4 protein-coding genes are annotated in these 7,259 nt (G+C 73.5%); 1 reads left to right on the top strand and 3 read right to left on the bottom strand.

Annotation, left to right across the window (positions count from 1 at the left end; genetic code table 11):
* Positions 1-95: 95 nt before the first annotated feature.
* Both ACFVGO_RS16005 and ACFVGO_RS16000 read right to left on the bottom strand, forming a co-directional pair.
* Complete coding sequence (locus ACFVGO_RS16005) at positions 96-1,649, bottom strand: alpha/beta hydrolase (RefSeq protein ID WP_359899099.1); 1,554 nt, start codon at positions 1,647-1,649, stop codon at positions 96-98.
* A 334-nt stretch (positions 1,650-1,983) separates the two neighbouring features.
* Positions 1,984-3,573, bottom strand: a complete 1,590-nt coding sequence (locus ACFVGO_RS16000; RefSeq protein WP_380632253.1) for a ricin-type beta-trefoil lectin domain protein — start codon at positions 3,571-3,573, stop codon at positions 1,984-1,986.
* Positions 3,574-4,121: 548 nt separating this feature from the next.
* Between ACFVGO_RS16000 and ACFVGO_RS15995 the strand changes: the two genes are divergently transcribed.
* Positions 4,122-4,562, top strand: coding sequence for a hypothetical protein (locus ACFVGO_RS15995; protein WP_359899103.1), 441 nt, complete (start codon positions 4,122-4,124; stop codon positions 4,560-4,562).
* Between the two features lie 578 nt (positions 4,563-5,140).
* Here ACFVGO_RS15995 and ACFVGO_RS15990 read toward each other — a convergent pair.
* On the bottom strand, positions 5,141-6,736 hold the full coding sequence (locus ACFVGO_RS15990; RefSeq protein ID WP_380356771.1) for a hypothetical protein: 1,596 nt from the start codon (positions 6,734-6,736) through the stop codon (positions 5,141-5,143).
* Between the last annotated feature and the right edge of the window lie 523 nt (positions 6,737-7,259).

Genomic DNA, 7,259 nt, shown 5'->3' with positions numbered 1-7,259 from the left:
TGCACCCCGGGGGGGGGAGTGGGGGGGGGGGGCGACCCCAGCCCGGGAGGAGCCGGAGGGGGGCCCCGTGGCGGCGCCCCCCAGGCCGGTTCTTCCTACGAACGGGGTGACGGGCAGTCGGCGTCGTGGGCGGGGAGGACGCCGTCGAGGAGGTAGCGGTCGACGGCGGCATCCACGCAGGTGTCGCGGGGGGCGAACAGGCCCGCGTAGACGGTGTGGCGGAAGGCCCCGCGCAGGGTCACGAGCCGGGAGCCGGTCAGGGCGCGGTGGGCGGAGAGCTGGCCGGGGTAGGTGGCGGCCGGGTCGCCGTCGGCGCCGACCAGCAGGACCGGGACGGCGTTGCGCACCCGGGTGGGCGGTTCCGCGGGCTCGGCGGGCCAGAAGGTGCAGGGGGTGAGGTTGCGGGTGAGCGGGCCGAACAGCGGCTCGTCGGCGCGGTGGGCCTGGATGTCGCGGTAGTAGGCGAGCGGGTCGCGCGAGGCGACGCGGTCCGCGCACATGATCGCGGTCTGCGCGGCGGCGTAGCCTCCGGTGTCGGGGGACGCCAGGCCGGTCAGCACCGCCTCCAGCAGCGCGGTCGGCCGGGCCGGCCGGCCCTCGGCGGCGTCGAGCAGCACGCGCGCCAGGGCGGAGAACTCCTCGTAGGCAGCGTCGTCGTCGCCGGCCGACACCGTCCACAGCACCTGCGGCAGCGCCCGGGCGTCGACCCGGTGGGCGCCGACCGCCAGCGGGGCGCGTTCGGCGGCCAGGCGCACCCGCTCGACCGAGGCCAGCACCTCGGCGGTGGTCGCGCCCAGGTGGTGGCGGTCGTCGTGGCCGGCCGCCCAGGCGGCCCAGGCGGTGAGCGCGGCCCCCATCGCGGGGCCCTGGGTGGCGGTCAGGTCGGGACCGAAGCGGTCCGGGTCCATGGCTGCGTCGAGCACCGCCCGCCCCACCCGGTCGGGGAACAGTTGGAGGTAGACCTCGCCGAGGTAGCTCCCGTAGGACGAGCCGAGGTAGGCGATCGTCGGCTCGCCGAGGACGGCGCGCACCAGGTCCAGGTCCCGGGCGGTGTTGCGGGTGGAGGCGTGCGGCAGCAGGGCGCGGTACGGAGCGCAGCGGGCCGCGAGGTCCTTGGCGAGCTCGGCGGCCCGGTCGAAGCCCAGCCGGTCGGGGCCGGCCGCGCCGGGGCCGGCCGTCGGCCAGCCGCAGTCGAGGGGGGTGCTGGCGCCGACGAAGCGCGGGTCCATGCCGACGATGTCGTAGCGGGCGCCGAGGGCGGGGGCGGCCTGCCGCAGGGCGAGGGCGAGCCCGCGGGCGGGGACGCCGGGGCCGCCGGGGTTGTAGAACAGGGTGCCCAGCCGGTGGGCGGGGTCGGTGGCGGGCAGTCGGGAGAGGGCGATGCCGAGCGTCCGTCCGTCGGGACGGCGGTAGTCGAGGGGGACGGTGACCTCGGTGCAGCGGGCGCCGGCGGCGTCGAGGTCGGCGCCGGCGGTGTCGTCCGGGCCGCTCGCGCAGGGGTGCCAGAGCGGCTGCTGGCCGCGCAGCGCGGCGAGCGGGTCGGCGGTGGCGGCCGGCGCGGTGGCGCCGAGTGCCGGTGCGGCCGACGCGGTGAGGAGGGTCATGACCAGCGCCGCCACAGCGGCGGCCGTCCTGGCGGCGCGGATCACGGTGTCTCTCCCGGGGTGCCTCGGCGGGCCGTCGGGGCGACCGTAGGCGACCGCGACGGTCGGGCGCGTCCACCGCCGGTACCGGCCTCCCCCGCCGAAGTGCCCCTCCGGATCTGCTACTTCAGGACCACTCGCGGCCGCGGATGCGATCGCGGTCACCGGCACCGCCCACGATCCCGGCTGGAAGGCCGTCTTCGACCGCCATGCACCCTCGCCGCCGACGGCGGGGCGACGGCGCGTTCCACGAGCCGCTCGCGGCTGAGCCGGCCGAAACCGGAAGGTGGCCGTGGCCTCCGGCCACGGCCACCCCATCACTGTCGATCCGGAGCTGCGGTCAGGCCTGTACGGCGATGAGCTGGAACTTCTCGTTCGGGTCGCCGTTGCAGTCCCACAGGACGATCGGGGTGTTGTTGTTCCAGACCGGGCCGCCGCCGGCGACGTTCAGGCAGCGGTTGCTGGCGGGGTTGCGCAGCTGGCCGTCGGCGGTCCACTCGAACTTCTCGTTGCCGGAGGAGGCGCTGCAGTCGAAGAGGATGATCGAGTTGCCGTTGTTCCACGGCCCGGCACCGGCGACGTTCAGGCAGCGGTTGCTGGCGTAGTTGTAGAGCAGCCCGTCGGCGGTGAGCTGGAACAGCTCGTTGTTCTCGCCGTTGCAGTCGAACAGGACGATCGGCGTGCTGTTCGGCCAGGTCGGGCCGGCGCCCGAGATGTTGAGGCAGCGGTCGCTGGCAGGGTTCTTGATCCGACCGACCGGGTGGGGGATCTCGTTGTCGGCGACGGGCTGGAACTTCTCGTTCGGGTCGCTGTTGCAGTCGAACAGGACGATCGGTGTGCCGTTGGCCCACGGGCCGGCGCCGAAGACGTTGAGGCAGCGGTTGCTGGCGGGGTTGCGCAGCTGGCCGTCGGCGGTCCACTCGAACTTCTCGTTGCCGGAGGAGGCGCTGCAGTCGAAGAGGATGACCGGGTTGCCGTTGTTCCACGGCCCGGCACCGGCGACGTTCAGGCAGCGTCCGCTGGCGGGGTTGCGCAGCAGCCCGTCCGGGGTGAGCTGGAACTGCTCGTTGCTGGCGCCGAGGGTGCAGTCCCAGGCGATGATCTCGGTGCTGTTCGGCCAGGTCGGCCCGGCGCCCTTGAGGTTGAGGCAGCGTCCGCTGGCGGGGTTGAGGATCTCGTACGACCGGCTCGTCCGGGCCGACACCCACGCGGCGAGGTCGTCGACGCGGGTGGCGTAGGCGCCGGTGCGGGTCTCGGTGGCGGGGGTGTCGAGGCAGCCGCCGCGCCAGGAGCGGGAGGCGACGGCGACCAGCTCGGCCTTGCCGTTGACCTCGCGGACCACCGGGGCGCCGGTGTCGCCCTTGCAGACCGCCGCGCCGCCCGTCCCCGTGATGCCGACGCCGGTCGGGTTCACGGTGTCGAGGCTGAACGAGCCGGTGTGGGCCTTGTCCGGGACCCACTCGGACTTGGTGCGCCCGAACCCGGTCACCGTCAGCGACTGCCCGGCGACCGGCGCCGAGGTGCCGACCGTCAGCGGCGTGACACCCTGGACGGGCGTGGCCAGGCGGGCCATCACCAGGTCGCGGCCCTGACCCGGCACCAGCTCGACGACCTGGGTCGACTTCGCGCCGACCGTGGCGGTGGTCTTCCACTTCGGCGCGCCGGCGGTCAGCGCCTGCGGCTGCGCCGGGTCGTCGGAGAAGCAGGACGCGGCGCTGATCACCCAGAATTGGTCGATCAGCGCGCCGGTGCAGCCGCGCAGGCTGTCACCGATCACCAGGCGCGCGGTGGTGGCGGAGGCGCCGGCCGCGGCCGCGTCGCCGACCACGGCGCCGGCCGGGGTCGTGCCGAGGGTGGACAGTGCACCGGCGGCGAGAACGGCGGTCAGCACACCCGCCCGTCGGGAACGAGACCGGGACTTGCGGGACATGGGGCTTCCTGTCGTGGACCCTTCCGGTGGCGCGGAGTCGGCGGTCGGGACGGCGTCGGCCGAGGCGGTGGGGGCGGCCCCCGGGCCGGTGACGGCGATGGCCCCGCCCCCTGCGACGGGCCGGCGATGTTTCTCTGTGCGCATTTCCTTTTCCTGGGTAAGTTTGTATCAAAGACGGCGCAAACTAGGACAGTCCGTGGGTGATCGATATGAATTGACGTGATATCGACGTCGGTTCGACCTCGACTCGGTTTGCCGAGCCCCCAACTTTCTGAGTGCCCGTCATGTATGGCGGCGCAGACTCTACATGACGTCATGAAGGTTCTGTAGGTCGCACATGAGCCGCGCACCAGCAGATGGGTCATACCTGATCCGATCGACAATTGGGGGGCGAAGCGGTGAAAAACGAAATACCGAAGGCAAACCACAAGGGATATGCGCTTTACCGCCCCGCGACGATTCTCGCGACACTCACCGGCCTCGGCGGGCTCATCGCGTGGTGAGAAATCCGCTTGCCGGGGGCGCACAGGCTGCGCGGATACTGCGGCATGAGCAGAATCGCGCAGGTGATCGTGCTGGCGTTGTACGCGGACGAGGCCATGGAGCCGTTGACGCGGGAGGACTCGCCGCGCTGGCGCTTCAAGCCGCTCGATCTGTTCGCCGGCGGGTGGGTGATCGAGTTCTACGGGCTGCGCCACCGGAGCGGGCTGCTCCGGCAACTGGAGTCCCTGGCATGGCCGCACCCGGAGAGCGTGCAGGTGCTGATCCACGACGAGGAGGACGACTGCTACGGGCTGTGGATGATGCGGGACGGCGCCCTGACCGAGGTGCCGCTGCCCGGCCACCGGCGGTACTTCGATCCCGTGTCTCGCGACCCCTCCCGAACCGACCCGCCCTCACCGGGCTACCTGTGGCGGCCGGAGACGGCGGCGGGGGCCTTCCGGGAGGGTGCCCGCACCTCGCCCCTGGATCCGCGCCCCGCCTGGTGAAGCCCATCGGACCGACCGCGCCCCCGTCCACCGGGGCGGGCGGCACCGGCGGGCCCGGGCCGCGGTCGTGCCGCGCCGTGGGGGGTCGCCCGCTGGACGGCGGGCGGCAGACGCCTGGGGCTGATATGCGCCCTCGGCGGGCTGCGGCACCGGCTCCAACGGTCCTGGCGGCACGTATCAGGCGGTCGAGGTGATGGCTCGGGTGACGGCCGTGATCGCCGGGGTCGGATGGCCGGGGAGTCGCGCCACGAGAACCCGGCGGAGCAGCATGCGCGGCAGGTCATCGACTCGCCGAGGAGCGCCGACTCAGCCGTTCGGGGCGCACCGCGGTGGTGCGCCCCGAACACCCGGGCGGGGGCGCCCGGGTCCGGCGGCCCTGCGCGCCGGCCACCACCTGCGCCCGTGGACGGCGCCTTCGGTGTTCCGCCGTCAGCCAGGTATGGCGGGCCCGCCAGGGTGGGGGTTGTGCTTCGAGAGGTCGCTACCGGCTGCGGACGATCGCGTTGGCGATGGTCTGACGGGTGGTCCGGGCGTCGCAGTCGCCCGGGCCGGTGGAGGCGAACCCGGGGTTGCTCGGCCTACCAGTACTCGATGCGGTCGCAGCGCATGTCGTACTTGTCGTGCGCGTCGTGCTTGTGGTGCTTGATCCTGGTGGGATCGGTGGCGGTGTGGGGGGTGGTGTCGCCGCCCCCGGTGACAACCGCGACGTTGGTGACCTTGTCGTCGGCCCCGCAGGAGACGTCGACCTGCAGTGTGATGGGCGGGTAGCTGCTCCCGGCGGAAAGGACGTCGCTACGGGTGCAGGTGAGCGTGTCCTGGTCGCAGGTCCAGCCCGCACCGCTGATGCTGTCGGCCGTGAGCCCCGCGGGGAGGGTGTCCTGCATGGTGACCGTGGTGCCGTCGGTCGGGGCGGCCCCGGCGGCGTTGCCCACGGTGATGGTGTAGGTCCCGTCCCGCCCCTGGGTGAAGTGCCCGGTGTGGGTCTTGGTGACGGTCAAGGACGGGAGCGTGTAGGAGATGATCACCTGGCCGTTGTGGTTCGCCGTCCCGACCGTCGACAGCGCATAGCTCGTGCCGGTACCCGTGGGAGTGGCGAAGCTGCTGCCCCCGCCACCACCGCCACCACCCGCCGAGGTGCCCGCGCCGTTGACGGAGCCGCTGCCGCCGCCCCCGCCGCCGAAGTACCCGCCCCCACCGCCGCCACCAGTGGCGATGCGACTGGCGGCGCAGCCGCCGTCGAAAGTGCCCCCGGTGCCGCCGGTACCGACCGCGGCACCGGAGAACCCGCTCCCCGGAGCGCCGCTCATGGCCGCACAGGGTGGAGCGGTGCCGGCGGCCCCGCCGGGGCCCCCGGTGCTGGTGCTGGTGCTGCCACCGCCCGCGCCCTGCCCCGGCGAAGCCCCAGGGCCGGTGGCAGTTCCCGCGGTACCGCCGGTGGCATCCGGCGTTGTCCCGCCGTTGCCCCCGTTGCCTCCCGTGGAGCCCGCTCCGGTGCCGCCGGAGGCACCGCCGCCCCCGGCGACCACCAGCAGGGAGCCGCCCGTGCTGACGCTGGAGGCCCCGCCCCCGCCCGGGCCTTCGAACTGGAAACCAGTGAGCGGGAAACTCCCCCCGGGGGCACCGCCGTTGAACCCTCCGGCCCCCGACGTCCCGGTGCCGTTGCAGCCCTTGCCGCCGGTGCCGCCGACGTTGACGGTGAAGGTCGTCGGTGCGACGGTCTGCGGCAGCGTGGTCACCACCCGCGCCCCCGTCCCGCCGGTCCCCGTGACGGAACAGGAGGTGCCGGTGTTGTCGGCGCCACCCGCGCCGTCCGCGGTGATCGTCACCACCGCCGCCGCCGGAACCGTCAAGGTCTGCGAAGCGCCGGTGAAGGTGAAGGTCTGCGACGGATCAGCCTGCTGCGCCCGCACCAACCCGGCCCCGACCGGCGCGGCGGCCACCGGTGGAGCCGTGGCCGCCAGCAGCGCCATACCGGACAGCAGCGCGCCCCCCACCGACACCACCCCCGCACCGCGCTCCCCGCGCCGTCCACCCGGGCCGACCAGGTCTGACGCACCGACGGCGCCGACCGGGGTCATCCCACCGGCCGGGACCCTGTTGAACGCGGCCACGGGCCGCTGACGGCCGACCCGGTACCACGGCAGGTCGCCCTGTCCACGCGTACGAGCACTCATCCGCGGGTTCACCTCTCCTCACAACAAAGTGCCCCGCGCCCCCAAGCGACAAGTCACAGGCATGACAGGACACCTGACGGGAAAATCATGACAAACCATAATTAGATACCCCGATCCGATCACTTCGAGGCAGCGAGGCCATGAGAGACCTCGCGTGTCACAACGCCCGCGCGAGCCGGCGAGGAACCGTCATCCGACCAGGTCACTCGACATCCTCGGCGCCCCCACCGAGGCCGAACTGCGAGCGAGTCCGGCCGTCGAGCAGGTACGCGGCCGCCCGCCGCGCCCCTGCACCGACTGGGCCACCCGCAACGCCGCCGCCTTCCGCCGAGCACGACGCGCAGGCGCCCTCGCGCGGGGGGCCGGTGAGACGGTGATGCAGGACGCCTGAACGGCGGTGTGCCGTTGGGTCGGGCTTCCACGCCGGCGCGCGGTGTCGCCAGGGCCGGCACAGCCGCGCCAGCGGCCAGCGCACAATGAGGTCACTCTCCCCCCCCCCCCCTTGACCCTCTCTATGACCCGA

The organism is Kitasatospora sp. NPDC057738, from assembly GCF_042798815.1.
Lineage (GTDB): Bacteria > Actinomycetota > Actinomycetes > Streptomycetales > Streptomycetaceae > Kitasatospora > Kitasatospora lactacystinica.
This window is presented reverse-complemented; position numbering and strand designations above follow the sequence as displayed.